This window comes from Sporosarcina sp. FSL K6-3508 (assembly GCF_038615825.1).
Lineage (GTDB): Bacteria > Bacillota > Bacilli > Bacillales_A > Planococcaceae > Sporosarcina > Sporosarcina newyorkensis.
Genome location: NZ_CP152016.1, coordinates 3,156,010 through 3,170,445, shown reverse-complemented (window position 1 = coordinate 3,170,445; position 14,436 = coordinate 3,156,010). Strand labels below are relative to the sequence as shown.

Annotated in this window: 15 protein-coding genes, 1 tRNA gene and 1 rRNA gene; 13 read left to right on the top strand and 4 right to left on the bottom strand. The window is 42.4% G+C overall.

All coding sequences use genetic code 11. The features are described 5' to 3' along the window. Positions 1 to 37 precede the first annotated feature (37 nt). From rrf to tsaD, 6 genes are all read left to right on the top strand, one after another. Positions 38 to 153, top strand: a 5S ribosomal RNA gene (gene rrf, locus MKX97_RS15695). A 25-nt stretch (positions 154 to 178) separates the two neighbouring features. Next, positions 179 to 254 (top strand) — tRNA-Asp (locus MKX97_RS15690). A 139-nt stretch (positions 255 to 393) separates the two neighbouring features. Then, on the top strand, positions 394 to 843 hold the full coding sequence (tsaE, locus tag MKX97_RS15685) for a tRNA (adenosine(37)-N6)-threonylcarbamoyltransferase complex ATPase subunit type 1 TsaE (protein WP_009498851.1): 450 nt from the start codon (positions 394 to 396) through the stop codon (positions 841 to 843). After that, positions 840 to 1,541 carry a tRNA (adenosine(37)-N6)-threonylcarbamoyltransferase complex dimerization subunit type 1 TsaB gene (gene tsaB, locus MKX97_RS15680; protein ID WP_009498850.1) on the top strand — a complete coding sequence of 234 codons (702 nt, stop codon included), beginning with the start codon at positions 840 to 842 and terminating at the stop codon, positions 1,539 to 1,541. Before tsaE ends, tsaB begins: the two co-directional genes overlap by 4 nt. Beyond that, the gene (rimI, locus tag MKX97_RS15675; protein ID WP_009498849.1) at positions 1,534 to 1,986 is read left to right on the top strand and encodes a ribosomal protein S18-alanine N-acetyltransferase; all 453 of its coding nucleotides are present in this window, start codon (positions 1,534 to 1,536) and stop codon (positions 1,984 to 1,986) included. Before tsaB ends, rimI begins: the two co-directional genes overlap by 8 nt. Next, the gene (gene tsaD, locus MKX97_RS15670) at positions 1,983 to 3,005 is read left to right on the top strand and encodes a tRNA (adenosine(37)-N6)-threonylcarbamoyltransferase complex transferase subunit TsaD (protein WP_009498847.1); all 1,023 of its coding nucleotides are present in this window, start codon (positions 1,983 to 1,985) and stop codon (positions 3,003 to 3,005) included. Before rimI ends, tsaD begins: the two co-directional genes overlap by 4 nt. A 478-nt stretch (positions 3,006 to 3,483) precedes the next feature. Here tsaD and MKX97_RS15665 read toward each other — a convergent pair whose 3' ends face one another. Further along, the gene (locus MKX97_RS15665) at positions 3,484 to 5,409 is read right to left on the bottom strand and encodes an ABC-F family ATP-binding cassette domain-containing protein (protein WP_342536451.1); all 1,926 of its coding nucleotides are present in this window, start codon (positions 5,407 to 5,409) and stop codon (positions 3,484 to 3,486) included. 167 nt (positions 5,410 to 5,576) lie between these two features. On the opposite strand from MKX97_RS15665, the gene MKX97_RS15660 reads away from it, so the two are divergent. From MKX97_RS15660 to dacB, 4 genes are all read left to right on the top strand, one after another. Next, positions 5,577 to 6,224, top strand: a complete 648-nt coding sequence (locus MKX97_RS15660) for a redox-sensing transcriptional repressor Rex (RefSeq protein WP_009498844.1) — start codon at positions 5,577 to 5,579, stop codon at positions 6,222 to 6,224. A 64-nt stretch (positions 6,225 to 6,288) separates the two neighbouring features. After that, positions 6,289 to 6,477, top strand: coding sequence for a twin-arginine translocase TatA/TatE family subunit (locus tag MKX97_RS15655; protein ID WP_009498842.1), 189 nt, complete (start codon positions 6,289 to 6,291; stop codon positions 6,475 to 6,477). Between the two features lie 17 nt (positions 6,478 to 6,494). Further along, a complete protein-coding gene (tatC, locus tag MKX97_RS15650; RefSeq protein WP_342536450.1) occupies positions 6,495 to 7,301 on the top strand; it encodes a twin-arginine translocase subunit TatC in 807 nt (268 codons plus the stop codon). 120 nt (positions 7,302 to 7,421) lie between these two features. Then, positions 7,422 to 8,912 (top strand): D-alanyl-D-alanine carboxypeptidase/D-alanyl-D-alanine-endopeptidase, encoded by a 1,491-nt coding sequence (gene dacB / locus MKX97_RS15645; RefSeq protein WP_009498839.1) that lies wholly within the window; start codon positions 7,422 to 7,424, stop codon positions 8,910 to 8,912. Positions 8,913 to 8,953: 41 nt separating this feature from the next. On the opposite strand, the gene MKX97_RS15640 is transcribed toward dacB, so the two are convergent. Continuing rightward, a complete protein-coding gene (locus tag MKX97_RS15640) occupies positions 8,954 to 9,685 on the bottom strand; it encodes a CPBP family intramembrane glutamic endopeptidase (RefSeq protein ID WP_342536449.1) in 732 nt (243 codons plus the stop codon). A gap of 192 nt (positions 9,686 to 9,877) precedes the next feature. On the opposite strand from MKX97_RS15640, the gene groES reads away from it, so the two are divergent. Together groES and groL are read left to right on the top strand one after the other, a co-directional pair. Continuing rightward, entirely contained in the window at positions 9,878 to 10,162 is a 285-nt protein-coding gene (gene groES / locus MKX97_RS15635; RefSeq protein ID WP_009498837.1) for a co-chaperone GroES, read from the top strand. A 51-nt stretch (positions 10,163 to 10,213) separates the two neighbouring features. Next, positions 10,214 to 11,848, top strand: a complete 1,635-nt coding sequence (gene groL, locus MKX97_RS15630; protein WP_009498836.1) for a chaperonin GroEL — start codon at positions 10,214 to 10,216, stop codon at positions 11,846 to 11,848. 94 nt (positions 11,849 to 11,942) lie between these two features. Here groL and MKX97_RS15625 read toward each other — a convergent pair whose 3' ends face one another. Together MKX97_RS15625 and MKX97_RS15620 are read right to left on the bottom strand one after the other, a co-directional pair. Further along, positions 11,943 to 13,112, bottom strand: a complete 1,170-nt coding sequence (locus tag MKX97_RS15625) for a site-specific integrase (RefSeq protein ID WP_342536448.1) — start codon at positions 13,110 to 13,112, stop codon at positions 11,943 to 11,945. A 12-nt stretch (positions 13,113 to 13,124) separates the two neighbouring features. Then, positions 13,125 to 13,808, bottom strand: coding sequence for a helix-turn-helix transcriptional regulator (locus MKX97_RS15620; RefSeq protein WP_342536447.1), 684 nt, complete (start codon positions 13,806 to 13,808; stop codon positions 13,125 to 13,127). Between the two features lie 305 nt (positions 13,809 to 14,113). On the opposite strand from MKX97_RS15620, the gene MKX97_RS15615 reads away from it, so the two are divergent. Then, on the top strand, positions 14,114 to 14,416 hold the full coding sequence (locus tag MKX97_RS15615) for a hypothetical protein (protein WP_342536446.1): 303 nt from the start codon (positions 14,114 to 14,116) through the stop codon (positions 14,414 to 14,416). Positions 14,417 to 14,436: the final 20 nt, after the last annotated feature.

Genomic DNA, 14,436 nt, shown 5'->3' with positions numbered 1-14,436 from the left:
TTTATTCAGTTTTGAGTGAACAAGCTTTACTCATCTGTCTAGTAACGATGGCGAAGAGGTCACACCCGTTCCCATACCGAACACGGAAGTTAAGCTCTTCAGCGCCGATGGTAGTCGGGGGCTTCCCCCTGTGAGAGTAGGACGTTGCTAGGCTTTTTATTTTTTTGAATTTTTTCATGGTCCCGTGGTGTAGCGGTTAACATGCCTGCCTGTCACGCAGGAGATCGCGGGTTCGATTCCCGTCGGGACCGCCATATTTTAACATTCCAAACGATTTCACCTTACCGGTGAAATCGTTTTTTCTTGTAGATGAACTTCCGCTGTCTAAGCTTTTGTTTTACTTTGTTTTTCTGTACACTAGTATTATGATGAAATTAGAAGGGTGCGTTGGCTGTGTGGAGAAAAGAAATAAAGTCAGTTGAAGAGATGGAAAAGTTGGCTGCTGAGATCGGCAGTTACTTGAAGCCGCCTGATGTACTGACACTTGAAGGCGATTTAGGTGCTGGCAAAACAACATTTGCGAAAGCACTTGCGAAGTCTATAGGTATCACCCGGACGGTCAGCAGTCCTACTTTTACGATTATTAAACAGTACGAAGGGAATTATCCCCTTAATCATTTAGACGTGTATCGTTTGGCTACTAGCGATGAAGACTTAGGGTGGGACGAGTTGTTTTATGGAGACGCGATTTCCATCATTGAGTGGGCGCAATTTATTGCAGATGAATTGCCTGAACAGCGCTTGGAGGTTGTTATTCATCATACAGGACCGGAAACACGCACAGTTGAACTAACGGCAAAAGGTGAACGATTTACACGTATTTGTGAGGAGATTTTTATATGATATGGTTAGGTATTGATACAGCGAACTCTCCATTGTCAGTAGCAATCGTCAAAGATGGCGAGTTACTGATTGAAGAGTCGAGTATGATGAAGGTCAATCACTCTTTGCGGGCAATGCCGGCTGTTGAAGAGGTCTGCCGAAAAACATCAATATCCCCTTCGGAAATTGATGCGATTGCAGTTTCTGAAGGACCGGGTTCTTATACAGGTGTGCGGATCGGTGTAACGATTGCAAAAACACTTGCTTGGACATTGGGCAAGCCGCTTTATGGAGTTTCCAGTTTGAAGTCTTTGGCTATGAATGGTCAGCTTTACAACGGGCTCCTATGCCCACTATTTGATGCTAGACGGTCTAATGTCTATTCGGCGATTTATCGTATGGCTGGAGAAGAGCTAGTGAGTGTGATGGAAGATCAGCACTGTGCACTGGCAGAGCTTTTAGAACAACTGAAAGAGATGAAAGAACCCGTTTTATTTATTGGTGAAGATGTGAAGTTGCATGAGCAAAGTATTCGTGAGCAGTTGGGAGATCAAGCGAAATTCACTTCATTTGCTGTGAATGTACCACGCGCTTCCTCTGTTATTTCATTAGCTATGCGGGCTGAACAAGCCGACTCTGTACATTCTTTTACTCCGCAGTATAGACGCATCACAGAAGCGGAAGCCAACTTGGTGAAGAAGGAGCCTACCAATGAGTGAGGATGTAGTATTTCGGAAAATGACGTTAGCAGATATTACTTCGGTGGCGAGTATCGAACGTGAAGCATTTGCTACGCCCTGGACAGAAGAGATCTTTGAGCATGAGCTGGCAGGCAATGAGTACTCTCATTATATTGTAGCGGAACTGGATGGCGAGATTATTGGTCACTGTGGTATGTGGATTGTTTTGGATGAATGTCATATTACGAATGTAGCAGTTCGCTCATCATTGCGCGGAAAAGGAATTGGAGAAGATCTCATGCGAAAGGCAATGGAGTTGTGCAGACTAAATGAAGTACGAACAATGACGTTGGAAGTGCGTGTCAGCAATGAACCAGCGCGGTCTCTTTATCGTAAATTGGGTTTTCAAGAAGGCGGGATCAGGAAAAACTATTATACGGACGACCATGAAGATGGGCTCGTCATGTGGGTGGAATTCGAATGAAGAAAGATCATTATATTTTAGGTATTGAAACAAGTTGTGATGAAACGGCAGCTTCGGTCGTGAAAAATGGTACCGAAATTGTATCATCTATAGTATCTTCGCAAATTCAACAGCAGAAACAATTCGGCGGTGTAGTGCCTGAAATCGCTTCTCGCTTACACGTGGAGCAAATCACACTCGTTATTGAAGAAGCGCTACGGGAAGCTGAAATTGTTCCAAAAGATTTGGAAGCTGTTGCTGTGACGGAGGGTCCTGGACTGGTAGGAGCCTTATTGATTGGGGTAAATGCAGCGAAGGCTTTTGCGTTTGCTAACCAATTGCCGCTGATCGGCGTACATCATATTGCAGGTCATGTGTATGCCAACCAACTAATGCATCCAATGGAGTTTCCGCTGCTAGCATTGATTGTTTCTGGCGGCCATACGGAACTCGTCGTCATGAAGTCCCACGGGTCCTTCGAGTTGATTGGAGAAACACGTGATGATGCAGCAGGAGAGGCTTACGACAAGGTGGCCCGTGTGCTTGGATTGCCTTATCCAGGTGGTCCGCAAGTAGATAGGCTTGCATTGGAAAGTGAGCAAAGCATTGATTTTCCGCGCGCTTGGCTAGAGGCGGATTCGTATGATTTCAGTTTCAGTGGTTTGAAATCAGCGGTCATTAATTATAAGCATAATATCGAGCAAAAAGGCGAACAGATCGATCCTCAGCATGTAGCTGCAGGTTTTCAACAGAGCGTTGTGGATGTGCTGACGGTAAAGACTGTGAAGGCAGCCAAACAATTTGATGTAAAACAAGTAATCGCTGCAGGAGGTGTAGCTGCCAATCAAGGCTTGCGCAAGTCTTTAACAGAGGCACTGCAAAAAGAAGGAATTCCTTTCTATGTTCCACCTATTGCGTTATGCACAGATAACGCGGCCATGATAGCGGCAGCTGGGTATGAGATGTGGAAAAGTGGCGTCCGCAGCGACTCAACGATGAATGGTCGTCCTGGTATGCCATTGAAATCATGGAATTATTAATAATGAACACATATTTTGCTAATATTCAGCAAAATATGTGTTTTTTCATTATGCGCAAGAAGAATTGTCAATAGGGAACATTCGTACTTATACACAATTTGTGGATTAAATGTGGGTAAGTTTAGAAAGTTGTGCACGATGCGGGTGTGTCACTTGGATAACTTTGTGGATGTTTCGCATAAACTCTGTGGATAATGTTCATAACTATGTTCATATGTATTCAAAATGGGATTTCTACTGTGGAAAAGATTGTGGAGAAAAAAGGTGGATAAATCAAGAGAGCTCTTTGTGTATCAGTCATGTTGACGAATTACGTTTGCAATTGTAATGTGTAAGTCGTAATTTGTCAGACTATAAGTTATCATAATTTGTTACGGTGCAAACAATACTTAGTGTTGCCTCTTTGCTTCACTTACCCGGAATATAAGAAAAGACTGTCACTGAAAGAGTATCTCACTTTCAGGACAGCCGACTTTTCTTATAAATTCTCTAATTCATCTTGTAGCATTAACCATTCTTCAGCTTGTTCATCATGCGTCGCTTGAAGCTCGTCAATATGACGTTGAATCTCCATCAACTGGACGTGGTCATTCGCAATGTCAGGATTCAATAACTGGGCTTGTAGTTCGGCGATTTCATCATCAAATGTTTCCATCTTCTTTTCGATTTCAGCAATCGCTCTAGTTAGCCGACGTTCTTGACGCTGAAACTCTTTTCCGGCATTTTCTTTCTTTGCAGCAGGTTCCTTTTCACGTTGCTCAACCTGTGTCACTGCAGCGATTTCTTCCATTTCTGTTTTCTTCTCGACATAGTAATCATAGTCGCCCAAGTATTCAACTGCGCCATGTTCGCTCAGTTCGATAACTTTCGTTGCGAGTCGATTGATGAAGTAGCGGTCATGGGAAACGAAAAGAATCGTTCCTGGAAAGTCATCCAGCGCGTTTTCAAGAATTTCTTTGCTATCGAGATCCAAATGGTTTGTCGGCTCGTCCAAAATAAGTGTGTTGGACTTTTCCAGCATGAGCTGGGCCAATGAAAGCCTGGCTTTTTCTCCGCCTGATAACGACGTCACGTGCTTTTCGATGTCGTCGCCAGTAAACAGGAAGCGACCAAGCAAGGAGCGGATATCCTTTTCGTTCATCATGGGCCAGTCATCCCAGATTTCCTGCAGAACCGTACCAGACCCAATCAATGTTGCCTGGTTTTGGTCATAGTATCCGAACTGGACGTTGGTACCATAGCGAATATCGCCGTCAAGCAACTCATTACGCTTGACGATGGTCTTCAGTAACGTCGACTTGCCGACGCCGTTCGGCCCGACAAAAGCAACGCGGTCTCCTTTATAGACGCGTACGGAAATATGTTCTGACACGGGCTGTGATCCATAGCCAATCTTTACGTCATCGAGGGAAAGGACATCATTGCCGCTCGGCCGATCCAATGAAAATGAAAAGTTTGCGGACTTTTCATCGCCTTCAGGTGAATCCATCCACTCCCTGCGTTCCAGTTGTTTGCGGCGGCTCTTCGCCATTTTGGAAGTCGATGCGCGTGCAATGTTTTTCTGGATGAACTCTTCAAGCTTCGCGCGCTCATCTTGTTCCTGCTCGAAAAGCTTTTGGTCCCTTTCATAATTTTTCGCTTTCTCATCTAAGTAGGTACTGTAATTTCCACTGTATTTCGTCACTTTTCGACGAGATACCTCATAGACTGTTGTCACGACCTTGTCGAGAAAATAACGGTCATGCGAAACAATCAGAATCGCCCCTTCGTAAGCGGATAGATAGCGCTCCAGCCAATTTAAGGTCTCGATGTCCAAATGGTTCGTCGGTTCATCCAGTATTAATAAATCCGGCTTGCTCAGCAGCATCCTAGCCAACGCGAGCCGCGTCTTTTGGCCGCCGGATAATAGATCGACAGGCTTCTCGTAGTCTTCCGGATAAAACCGCATTCCATGAAGGACAGAACGCGCATCGGCCTCAAACTGATAGCCTCCTGCTTCCTTAAATGCAATCTGCAGTTCATCATATTCAGCCATAACACGCGCATAGCGATCTGCGTCTTCGTAGACGGAAGGCTCGGCCATTTGATGCTCGAGAGTGCGTAAACGTTCTTCTTTTTGTCGAAGCGGTGCAAATACTGTCATTACTTCATCCCAAATCGTCAATTCTGAATCAATACCGCTATGTTGCTCCAAATAGCCGACTCGTACGTCTTTCGGGATGATAATATCGCCTTCGTCGGCTGATAATTCGCCTGCTATTATTTTTAATAATGTCGATTTTCCGGCACCATTGCGTCCAACTAATGCAACGCGGTCTCGATGTTGAACTTCGAGACGCACATTTTCCAGCAGATCCGTGCCTGAAAAAGACTTGGTCAGTCCATTTACTTGTAAAATAATCAAGCCTCACACCTCTATTCCCTTCTAAGTTTAATGGAATCGGTATCACCATGCAATAATCGGCTTTACAACTGATGGGTTCTCCTGTACGATAAAAGCGGCTCACCTTCGTTTTCCTTGAGGATTTAAGCGGAGGATGTAATAGGGCAACACTGGGGGTAAGGAAAGCAGTGGGTACAAAAAGAATTCCGCAGGCAACAACGAAACGATTGCCTTTATACTATAGATTTTTACGCAATTACGCAGATGCAGGTGTACAGCGAATTTCGTCTAGTGAATTAAGCGAAGCAATGAAGATTGATGCCGCTACAATTCGCAGGGACTTCTCGCATTTTGGTGCGCTGGGACGTAAAGGATACGGCTATGATGTTGATTCATTATTGCAGTTTTTCCGCGAGACACTAGACCAAGATGAAGAAACAAATGTGGCTTTGATCGGGGTCGGGAGTCTTGGGAATGCATTTCTGAAGTACAACTTCCAAAAGATTCACAACACGAAAATTGTTGTAGCATTTGATCCGAAAGCGCCTTATGACGGCGAAGAACGGAATCATATTCCGATCTATCCGCCTGATCGACTGGAGGAGAAAATCCTTGAACTAGGGATCGAAATGGTTATTTTGACCGTACCGAAGAGAGTGGCACAGGAATTGACGGACCGCCTCGCTCAAACTGGTGTGAAAGGAATTTTGAATTTCACCCCTGAACGGCTGGCTGTACCCGATACGATCCGTATCCAAAGCATCGATCTTTCCGGCGAGTTACAGACATTGATTTATCTCATTAAAAATGACGTAAAAGATTCACAAATGAACTGACCTGGCAATAGTAAATGCGAGGGTTTTCGTGTAGAATAGACATATTATGAGGAGGTGACCAATCATGGCTCCAGGCGTTGGTAGTTTGTTAATTATTGCGGTTATCGCATTGCTTATATTTGGTCCTAAGAAGTTACCTGAAATCGGTAAAGCATTCGGTTCTTCATTGCGTGAGTTTAAAAACGCAACGAAAGGTCTTGCGGATGACGATGAGGTAAAAAAGGTTGAAGACAAGAAAGAAGAAGTGCGCTAAGTTAGGGTGTTAGTCTGATGGCAGATAAAAACTTAACGATCGTTGAACATATAGATGAGATTCGAAAACGGCTGATGGTTATCGTCGTTTTCTTTATTGTTGGCGTGATTGCCAGTTTCTTTTTTGCAAAGCCTTTGATTCACTTTATCCAATATGATACACCGGCAGAAGAAGTAGTGTTGAATGCATTTAATGTCGTCGATCCGGTTGTCATTTATTTAAAGGTAATCATTTTCTTGGCGATCATCATTATTTCACCGGTCCTAATGTATCAATTGTGGGCGTTCATATCCCCAGGTCTTCGTGATTTAGAAAGAAAAGTCACACTGTCGTACATTCCCTTTGCTTTTCTTCTGTTTTTAGCAGGGATCAGTTTCTCGTATTTCGTGTTACTGCCATATATTATGAAATTCATGATTAATTTGTCTGATCAATTAAACATTGAACAGACAATTGGTATTAACGAATACTTCTCTTTTCTTTTTTCTATACTTTTGCCGTTCGGTTTCGTTTTCCAGCTGCCGATCGTCATTTTATTTTTATCCCGTTTAGGAATATTGCAGCCAAAAGTCTTGGTGAAGGTACGGAAATATTCCTACTTTGGCCTGTTCGTATTGGCGGCATTCATCACACCTCCTGACATCGTATCGCATTTGTTCGTCACGGTTCCTTTGTTCATCCTATATGAAATCAGTATCGTGATCTCACGTCTAGGATATAGGAAGTTTGAAAAAGCTGAACAACTGCGGAAACTGGAAGAAGTGAAAGCAGAGCAGCAACGTCAAATCGATAAAGTGATGAATCAAACCGATTCAAACAAATAAAATTCAAGTCCTCTTGCCTATGCAGGAGGATTTTTTGTTTCTGTTATAAATTGGGTTCAGTTGAAGTACGCAATATGGTAAACTAGCAGGGACAACGAGATTGGGAGGAAATGAGATTCAGTGAATAGAAAAAAGACTCAACGTCGATTGAGTAAATGGTTACTAGGTGCAGTTTTAGTCAGTGCGAGTGTCTATACTCCTATAACAGGAGGTCAAGCGGTTGCTGCAGAGCAATCTTATAAAGCTATGGAAGCTGGAATCAATCAGGTTATTACGAGTCAGCGCATGCGCGGTACGAAGAGCAGTATAGTTGTACGTGAGGCGGATTCGAATAAAATCGTATATCAATACCGAGCGGATCAAGGCGTCACGCCGGCGTCCAATGTTAAAGTGTTAACTGCGACGACTGCTCTTGAAGTGTTGGGCGAAGATTATACCTTCCAGACAGATGTATTAGCGAGTGGGCCCGTGAAAAACGGTGTCCTGAACGGCCAGCTTTATTTGCGGGGAACAGGAGATCCGACCTTAATGGAACGGGATTTGCAGCAGCTTGCGAAAGAGGTGCGTCAGTCAGGCATCAAGTCCATCACAGGAAATATTGTGGCGGATGATACATGGTTTGACACAAAGCGTTTATCTCCGGGTATTTATAAATCGGATGAAACGCATTATTACGCTGCACAAATCTCGGCATTGACGTTGTCGCCGAATGAAGATTATGATGCAGGGACAACGATCGTTCAAGCAAAACCAACGAAAAACGGCAAGCCGGCAGCCGTTACGTTAACTCCACACACAAACATTGTTAAAGTTGTCAATCGAACGCGAACGGTTCCTAAAGGTAAGCCGAACACAGTGACAATGGCTCGCCAATATGGAACGAATACGATCATCGTCTCAGGAAACATCCCCGTCAACTCGAGCGGTAAACGTCAATGGGTGACGGTTTCGAATCCGAGTGCATACACAGCTGATGTTTTCAAACGAGCGCTTGCTAAACAAGGCATCAGTTTCAGTAAAACTACGAAAGTAAGTCGATCCAAAACTCCAGCGAATGCCCAATTGCTTGCAACGAAAAAGTCGATGTCCTTGTACTACTTGATGATGCCCTTCATGAAGCTTAGCAACAATGCACATGCTGAAATTTTAGCAAAATCGATGGGACGGGCTGTATATAATGAAGGCAGCTGGGATGCCGGCTTGCGTGTTATGAAAGAAACAGTACAAAAAGATGGCATCAGTTTGAAAGGTATTTATTTAGAAGATGCTTCGGGTATGTCGCATAAAAATAAGATACCTTCTGAGAAAATCTCAGAAGTGTTATTCGAAGCTCAGACAAAGCCGTGGTATCCAACATTTGAACGTTCTTTGCCAGTGGCGGGCATAAACGATCGGATGCTGGGCGGTACATTGCGTAATCGCTTGACGAGCCCTCTGGTCAAAGGAAAAGTGTTGGCGAAAACAGGTTCATTAAACCATACAGATGCCTTATCAGGATATGTGAAAACGAAGAGTGGCGAAGAGCTGATTTTCAGTATTCTGACGGAAGGTGTGAAGAGTACTGCAAAACCTGACATTGATAAAATGGTACAAGTGATGGCGGCTCAATAAAAAATCTCTCCTTGCGTAATAAAATGCGAGGAGAGATTTTTTTATAGTAGGAATGTGATGATGCTTTGCTGCATATCCTGTAGTTGCTGCAATTTTTCTGCATTCCATTGTACGACTGTCACAAAGCCGTTCATCAAAAAGTGAGCGATCATCGGTGTGAGCAGTCTTTTTGTTTTGTAGTAGACAAATGCAAACGCGAGTCCTGGCATCAAATACATGAGTAGATGCTGCAACTCGTTATGCACGGCAGCGAATACGACAGCACTCGCAATCGCAGCAATCCAGAAGTTCGTCTTCCTGTACAAGCCTCCGAATAAAATGCGGCGAAACACGACTTCTTCAAGGAATGGTGCAAAGAGAACCATAGGAAGGATGATGATTGGAGCAGTTTTCGCAATGTTTGAAAGTAATTCAGTATTTTCAGAGCCTGCTTCGACACCGAACATCGACTCGATTGCGGCTCCTAAGATTTGCCCGGCCATCGCTAGGAAAAATCCAAGGATCCCCCAAAGAAGAACATTTCCCATATGTGCAGGCTTTCCTTTAAATACAGGAATGAATTTCTTGTTTTTTAGCAGGATGATGACAAAAATAATCGCGGCAATCGTGTTGACGGTGAAAAGCGTCCAAGCGAAACCGTGTGATAGAGCTTCAACTTGCGGTAATCCTTTTTCCGAGAAATAAAAGACCAGTACTGGCGCGAGAAATATGCTAGCGATTTGCATAAGAACGTAGGTAATAAAAAGTATTAGAGCGACAACCCAGTTTTTCACTGTACACAACCTTTCTTCCATACATATTGACCATTTTAACGCGAAAAAAGACGTTTGGCAAAAAAGAAAATGTCGAAAGCTTTTACTTGCAATTCTAAATGGAATTCTTTATGATAAGAGTTGTGTTAGCACTCATAGTTACTGAGTGCTAAAATTTCAAAACTAAACAATATCTCGAGGAGGTTGTTTCATTTGTTGAAACCACTAGGTGACCGTATCGTAATCGAATTAATCGAAGCAGAAGAAAAAACGTCAAGCGGCATTGTCTTACCAGACTCTGCAAAAGAAAAGCCGCAAGAAGGAAAAGTAATTGCTGTTGGTACAGGCCGTGTTCTTGAGAACGGACAACGTGTGAACTTGGAAGTATCAGAAGGTGACCGTATCATCTTCTCTAAATATGCAGGCACAGAAGTGAAATATGAAGGTACTGAATACTTGATCTTGCGTGAAAGCGATATCTTGGCAACGATCGGTTAATCGACTGTTATAAAAACAAAAGATATGAAAAATCAGGAGGGAATCATTTAAATGGCTAAAGAACTTAAATTTAACGAAGAAGCACGTACTGCAATGCTACGCGGTGTAGATACATTGGCAGATGCTGTTAAAGTAACACTTGGACCAAAAGGACGTAACGTCGTACTTGAGCGTAAATTTGGCTCTCCATTGATCACAAATGATGGTGTTACAATTGCAAAAGAAATCGAATTAGAAAATGCATTCGAAAACATGGGCGCAAAGCTTGTGGCGGAAGTAGCTTCTAAAACGAATGAAATTGCAGGGGACGGAACAACAACAGCTACGGTTCTAGCACAGGCTATGATTCGTGAAGGTTTGAAAAACGTAACAGCTGGCGCAAATCCAGTAGGCATCCGTAAAGGAATCGAAAAAGCAGTAGTAGCAGCAGTAGAAGGGCTACAAGGCGTTTCCGATGAAATCGAAAGCAAGCAAGAAATTGCACAAGTAGCAGCTATTTCTTCAGGCGATGAAGAAGTCGGCGATTTGATTGCACAAGCGATGGAACGCGTTGGAAACGATGGCGTCATCACAATCGAAGAGTCTAAAGGCTTCACAACAGAACTTGACGTAGTTGAAGGTATGCAATTCGACCGCGGATATGCATCTGCTTATATGGCAACAGATACAGATAAGATGGAAGCATCTTTGGACAACCCGTATATCTTGATCACAGACAAGAAGATTACGAATATCCAAGAAATTCTTCCTGTACTTGAGCAGGTTGTTCAGCAAGGTAAGCCACTTCTTATCATTGCAGAAGATGTTGAAGGAGAAGCATTGGCTACTCTAGTCGTCAACAAACTTCGTGGAACATTCAACGCAGTTGCAGTGAAGGCACCTGGCTTTGGTGATCGCCGTAAAGCGATGCTAGAAGACATTGCAGTCTTGACAGGCGGACAAGTCATCACAGAAGATCTAGGACTTGATCTGAAGTCTGCAGACCTTACTTCACTAGGTCGCGCATCGAAAGTCGTTGTTACAAAAGATCACACAACAATCGTTGAAGGCAGCGGAGACGCAGGCGCAATCGAATCACGCGTAGGCCAAATTCGTTCACAACTCGAAGAAACGACTTCTGAATTCGACAAGGAGAAATTGCAAGAGCGTTTAGCTAAACTAGCTGGCGGCGTAGCAGTAATCAAAGTCGGAGCGGCTACAGAAACTGAGTTAAAAGAGCGTAAACTTCGTATCGAAGACGCATTGAACTCTACACGTGCAGCTGTTGAAGAAGGTATTGTATCGGGTGGCGGTACTGCACTTGTGAATGTTTACAAGCAAGTAGAAGCATTACTAGAATCAACAGAAGGCGACGTAGCAACAGGTGTCAAAATCGTTCTACGTGCACTAGAAGAACCAGTACGTCAGATCGCTACAAACGCAGGTCTTGAAGGATCTATCGTAGTGGACCGCTTGAAGCGCGAAGAAGTCGGCATCGGTTTCAACGCAGCAGACGGCGAGTGGGTCAACATGGTAGAAGCAGGTATCGTGGACCCGACTAAAGTTACGCGTTACGCATTGCAGAACGCGGCATCTGTAGCGGCTATGTTCTTGACTACAGAGGCTGTAGTTGCTGATCTACCAGAAGCAGCTGGCCCTGCTATGCCTGATATGGGCGGTATGGGTGGCATGGGCGGCATGATGTAAATAGCACCTCTAAACCTTATATTAATAGGGTTTAGAGGTTTTTTATTTTGTCTTGGGCAATAATCCGGCAACATTGAAAACCGCAAGAGGTTAATTATCGCAGTTTTGCGGTCAAATCGGACAGGTGACTGCTGAATAAATTCGATGCCTGTTCTTTCGTTTTTCTGGTCATATGAGTGTATATATTCATTGTAGTATTAATATCAGTATGGCCCACTCTCCGCTGAATCTCTCCAATAGGTACCTGTGCTTCAATTAAAAGAGAAATATTCGTGTGCCTGAAGCTGTGCGGCGTGATGTGCTTGTTAATATCCATCTTCTTCATTAAACGCTGCAAACGTAGAGCGACCATCTTTATCGGCATAGGGTAGCCTTCTGGATCTACAAATAGGAAGCCTTGGTCATTGTACACTTTGCGATGCTTCATCTTTTCTTCTTTCAGCAGCTTGATCTGCTCTTTGATTAGACTAATTACGAATGGATCTACCTCTACAGTGCGGGTAGATCCAATTGTTTTTGGAGTGAGTAGTGAGAATTCCTTTTTATTGTTCTTAGGGTTGTAGTACGTCTTAGTGACGCTGATTCCGTTTGTTTTGAAATCTATATCCGATTCTTTCAGCGCCAACAATTCCCCGACACGCAAACCTGAGTAAGCAAGGGTTGCAAAAATTACAAGGTCATTCCGCAAACCTTCATTTTTAGCGAGTAACAAGAAATTCGCAAGTTCTTCACGCTCCAGAAAGTTCTCCAGCTCCTCTACTTTTTCAGTCACTTCATCTGTAACCATTCGGGGCATTTCAAAATGATTGGTAGGGTTATGCCTGATGATCTTCCGCTTTTCTGCAAGATTGAATATCATCCGTCCAGTCGAATGTATGCTGTCAATGTAGTTTCTACTGAATTGAGTGCTTAGATCGTCAATATGCTGCTGGTACATTTCCATAGTGATGCTGTTAATCGGGTAATGCTCCCATTCATCTAGTAGGCGCTTGGCTGCTATCCTCCTGGCTCTTACGCTACTCACCTTTGCCCTCTTCTCATAGTGAGAAATCCACTCTTCCGTAAAGTCTCCAAACGTCTTCTTTGATTCACCTATATAAGTTCCTTGTTTCAACTCTTCTTCCACTCGCCTGGCTGCATGCTTTGCTTCTGTTTTGGTTCTGAAACCTGACTTGGTGATCTTCTCATACTTTTTTGTGACTGGATTTTTACCAGCAGAAACAATATATTCCCAAGAACCGTTTTTTTCTCTGAAACTGGCCAATGTAAATCACCCCTAATTTCTAAATATAGTTTCAGCAATTGAAAAGAGTTGCTTCTTTTGTTCACTTGTTAATTTCTTGTTGTGTAAATAGATATCTTCATCTGAATTTAAAAGATATTCTAAAGAGAATAACTTATTGTAAGCTTGATTAAAAGAAAAATCCTTCTCTTTTTCATCGCTAGAAATATGATTTTCATATCGTGGAACATCAGTATTAACTACAGTATTGTTGAATTCCATAACCCCATATTTAGTAAGTGAATTAATTTGCTCTTTTAATTGTTCTATTATAGGTTGACGCTCATCTATAATCTTTTGCAGAACTTCATCATTTTCTTTTAATTGAAATTCCCTTAATTTTTCACCTTCCGGAAGTAATGAAATTACATCTTTAGTTTTACTGAAATACTCTTTATTCACTTCTAATACACGAAGTTCTTCCTCGAGTTTTTTTTGTAGCTTCTCTATTAATAAAGTCTTTTCATCTACCAGTCCAGATAAAAGAGCGAGCTTAGAATATTCAATATCCAAGGCTTGTGCGAGTTTTTTTAGTACCTCCATTGATGGATTTTTCCGCACATTATTCTCTAGATTAGATAAATAGCCATGAGTTAATCCAGTCATGTCACCTAATTGTGTTAACGTGAATTTCTTATCTTTTCTAGCCCTCTTAATAAAATCACCCAAAGTATTCACTTTCTACCTCCTCATAAACAAACAGTTTAATTTGAATTGCTCAGTACAGTAGAAATGTCTGAAAAGCCACCATAAAAAGCAACTATTGTTTAGCTTCCTAATTTTTATTGGTTCCTTCTGTACATACTAGCCACAAGTGAATTTGTAGTGACCCATTTTTATTCAATGATTTATAACATGATTATACACTAAAATGATTCTGTAGAAACATTTTATGTTGCACAGTATCCTATGACATGTTAATGTATCTGTAGAAACATTTTTAAATAATGATGTTACTACAGAATAAAGAAAGGGATGGGGAAATGTTAGAATTCATAATAGACCAAAACCGTATTGAAGAAATGGCACGTGAAGTGATTCATGAGAAATTGAGTGTTTTAGAACAAGAACTCTATTTCATGAATACTAAGCAAGTGCTAAGTTATGTGAATATGAGCTGGAACTCTTTCAACACTCACATTATGAATGATCCTAACTTCAATGCAGCAATTCGTCTGGGCAGTAAATGGCTGTTTGACAAAAAGGAACTGGACAAGTATCTAGATATGTTTTTCATTGCAGTTCTTGATAGCGGTGGAGATATTCAAAAGTATACGAAACGATAGATTAAGAATATTCAAATGAA

Coding starts and splice junctions, on each gene's coding strand:
- groL (WP_009498836.1), top strand. CDS start 10,214: ATGGCTAAAGAACTTAAATTTAACGAAGAAGCACGTACTGCAATGCTA.
- tsaD (WP_009498847.1), top strand. CDS start 1,983: ATGAAGAAAGATCATTATATTTTAGGTATTGAAACAAGTTGTGATGAA.
- MKX97_RS15655 (WP_009498842.1), top strand. CDS start 6,289: ATGGCTCCAGGCGTTGGTAGTTTGTTAATTATTGCGGTTATCGCATTG.
- MKX97_RS15615 (WP_342536446.1), top strand. CDS start 14,114: ATGTTAGAATTCATAATAGACCAAAACCGTATTGAAGAAATGGCACGT.
- rimI (WP_009498849.1), top strand. CDS start 1,534: ATGAGTGAGGATGTAGTATTTCGGAAAATGACGTTAGCAGATATTACT.
- tsaB (WP_009498850.1), top strand. CDS start 840: ATGATATGGTTAGGTATTGATACAGCGAACTCTCCATTGTCAGTAGCA.
- tatC (WP_342536450.1), top strand. CDS start 6,495: ATGGCAGATAAAAACTTAACGATCGTTGAACATATAGATGAGATTCGA.